This is a genomic window from Spongiactinospora rosea (assembly GCF_003315795.1).
In the GTDB taxonomy this organism is placed as follows: Bacteria; Actinomycetota; Actinomycetes; order Streptosporangiales; family Streptosporangiaceae; genus Spongiactinospora; species Spongiactinospora rosea.
In genome coordinates this window covers 1-2,683 of record NZ_QMEY01000067.1, presented here as the reverse complement: position 1 = coordinate 2,683, position 2,683 = coordinate 1, and the positions used below count along the sequence as shown (strand labels likewise).

The window sequence follows — 2,683 nt, the reverse complement described above, 5'->3', positions numbered from 1 at the left end:
CCTGCGAGAGCTTCCACGCCTCCCTCAAACGAGAGACGCTCCAGGGCGAGCGCCACTACGGCGATGCCGCCACCTGCCGCCGCACGGTCTTTCGCTGGCTCACCCGGTACAACACCCGAAGGAGGCACTCGGCCAACGGGCAGCTCAGCCCGACTGCCTACGAACGTCTACACGAGGAAAGATCAGCTAGGGTGTCCCTGGCTGCATGACACACCCCAACGCGTGTCCACTTCCGTGGGGGAAGGCCCATGACACACTACGCGACCGATGGTCACGCCGATCCGGCCAGGTATGCCCGCACCATGGCCGGCAGCCGAAACCATGCCCTCGTGGGCTACGAGGTCTATATATTCGGAGCTTATGACCTGAGTGACGTCGACCAGGCCCGCGAACTCCTTTCCCGGTTCTTCCCGATCTCTTTCGCGGTCATCACGTCAAGTCGTTGCTGTGGTGGGCGGGCAACTGCGTGAAGGCGACTGGTCCGCTGTGGAGAGTCACTGTTGGGAGCCGTCGTGAGGATGAGGCGCATACGGTGCTCGAAGTCGCGCCGATTGAACCGGAAGTCGTGTAGGAAGATTCAGCGATCAGCGGCGATTGGCTTGGCTCGGTGTGGCAAGCTGCGGGGACTGTGTTGGACAGTGGCGGACGGCAGCGAGACCTTCACGATCGTCGTGGTGTCGGCGTACAGGCTGACGCGTTCAGATGGGTACGGCTAATCGTGCGCACGGAATTCAGGGCCGTCGCAAGGACGCCTATGGGCGTCGCGCGATGGCGCCGCTCGCCGACTGACCCTGGAGGGGGCCAGGCCACCGATATACCATGCCGGAATGAGATGGTTCGGCAGGAAGAACTCCGCGAGAACCACCGGTTCCGACCTCATGGCGCGGATGCCGCCGGTCACCGAGCCCAGCAAGACGGAGCAGTTTGCTGAGGATGCACGCCTGCACCATCCGGCCGACGAGCACTGGACACACACTCAGATCTTTTCTTACAGCGAGTTATTGCGGGACAGGTACGACTCGCCGCTCTACGTCGGGGTCAATGGCAGGCCTGCGATCCTGCTGTGCCTGTCTGGCCAGATGCGTGCGGACCTCGGCGGCCTTGGCGAGTTGATCCGGCGTACGGGCGCCGAACTGTTCCTCCAGGGGCACCGTTTTGGACGGTACGGGATGGTACGCGCCGTGCTGGAGCTGCCGGAACGGGACCTGATCTTCGAGACACCGCTGACGCTGGCACACGGCGACGTGCAGGAGTTCGTTTCGGCGGGGTACCAGAACGAGGCGGTCGAGCTGCACCTGGCCCACACGAACGATGCGCGGTCGCAACGGTTCACCTGCCAGGCCGCTGGGATTCGGCCCATCGTGGACGCCGTACTGGACGCCGTGCGCGGCCTCGATCATCCGACGACACCGGCCGAACAGGCCGCACCCGTTGCCGAAATGGAAGCCAGGTTCCCCGAGATCAGCGATGGGTTGAGCGGCCGGACTCGGATACGGCTGACCGTCACAGGGCCGGCGGACGATGCCGTGACGGTGGAGACGTACAACTGACGCGGGCATGAGTGGCACGAGACGTTTCGTCCCCGGCCCGACTTGCGGCTGTGCACACGTAGCCGTACCTCCCTGTCGACTACACCGCACGGTTGTGCGCGGTGGACTCGCGCGGCAGCTCGGTCAACCTCCGCGACGGCATCGTCCGCCCTCCAGGTCGCCGGGGCGGCCACCCCCGCTACGGCCGTAATCCCGGCACCGGCCGGCCCTTGGCCACAGAACGCGAACTACGTGCATCCGGCAACGAGGTCCTGCACGATTCCGACCACCCTCGGCCGTCTGGCTGCCCATTTCATCGCCTTCTTCGTATGAGGGGCGCGGGTGGTGTCAGCCGTGAACCGGCGGGGCGGGCAAGGAGGGGGCCCGCCATCGCCAGGTGGCGTTGCCGTCCGGGTTCAGGCCCTTGCGCCACACCGGGCCCGGCACCAGGCGGATCATGGTGGTCATCGCCTTGTGCAGGGCGGGGGAGGTGCTGCGGCGGCCATCGGCGCGGGCGCCGCGTACGGTCGCCTGGGTGCGCGGGCGGCGTTCGGCGTCGTAGCGGCGCAGTGCTTCGTCCAGACCCGGTTCGCCGGCCAGCGCGGCGGCGAGTACGACGGCGTCCTCGATGGACTGCCCCGCGCCCTGCCCACGGTCGGGGCTCATCGCGTGCGCGGCATCCCCGAGCAGCGCCACCCGCCCGCGTACGTACGTCGGCAGCGGGTCCAGATCGCAGATGTCGACATGGATCACCGCCTCCTGCGGCGTGGCGGCGATCAGCGCCGGGATCGGGTCGTGCCAGCCGCGCACCCGGTGCGCGGCCTCGGCCTTCTCATCGTCGTAGCGGACGGCCGGTTGCGGGCTGGTGGTGACGTAGGCCCAGTAGGCCCGGTCACCGCCGAGGGGGTGGATCAGGAAATAGGCGCCGGGGCCCATGGTGATGCTGCCGGGCAGATCGACGGCGCTGGTGACGCCCAGCCAGGCGGTCCGGCCGAGGTAACGCGGCGAAGGCGCGTCCGGCCACAGCAGCCGGCGAACGGTGCTGTGGATGCCGTCGGCCCCGATCACCAGGTCGGCGGTGGCCTGGCCGCCGTTCCAGGTGACGGTCACCGCCCGCTCGTCCTGCCGGACGCCGGTGACCTGCGCGCCGGTGC

The 2,683-nt window shown here is 67.9% G+C and carries 4 protein-coding genes; 3 read left to right on the top strand and 1 reads right to left on the bottom strand.

Annotation, left to right across the window (positions count from 1 at the left end; genetic code table 11):
• From DP939_RS45145 to DP939_RS45140, 3 genes are all read left to right on the top strand, one after another.
• The coding region (locus DP939_RS45145) for an integrase core domain-containing protein (protein ID WP_199565861.1) at positions 1 to 209 on the top strand (209 nt) is incomplete at its 5' end.
• A 39-nt stretch (positions 210 to 248) separates the two neighbouring features.
• Entirely contained in the window at positions 249 to 470 is a 222-nt protein-coding gene (locus tag DP939_RS45890; protein WP_147268439.1) for a hypothetical protein, read from the top strand.
• Positions 471 to 827: 357 nt separating this feature from the next.
• Complete coding sequence (locus tag DP939_RS45140; RefSeq protein WP_147268438.1) at positions 828 to 1,550, top strand: hypothetical protein; 723 nt, start codon at positions 828 to 830, stop codon at positions 1,548 to 1,550.
• A 327-nt stretch (positions 1,551 to 1,877) separates the two neighbouring features.
• On the opposite strand, the gene DP939_RS45135 is transcribed toward DP939_RS45140, so the two are convergent.
• The coding region (locus tag DP939_RS45135) for an FAD-dependent monooxygenase (RefSeq protein WP_113986970.1) at positions 1,878 to 2,683 on the bottom strand (806 nt) is incomplete at its 5' end.

Excerpts from the sequence above, each read along its gene's own strand:
- DP939_RS45890 (WP_147268439.1), top strand. The coding sequence starts at position 249 with ATGACACACTACGCGACCGATGGTCACGCCGATCCGGCCAGGTATGCC.
- DP939_RS45140 (WP_147268438.1), top strand. The coding sequence starts at position 828 with ATGAGATGGTTCGGCAGGAAGAACTCCGCGAGAACCACCGGTTCCGAC.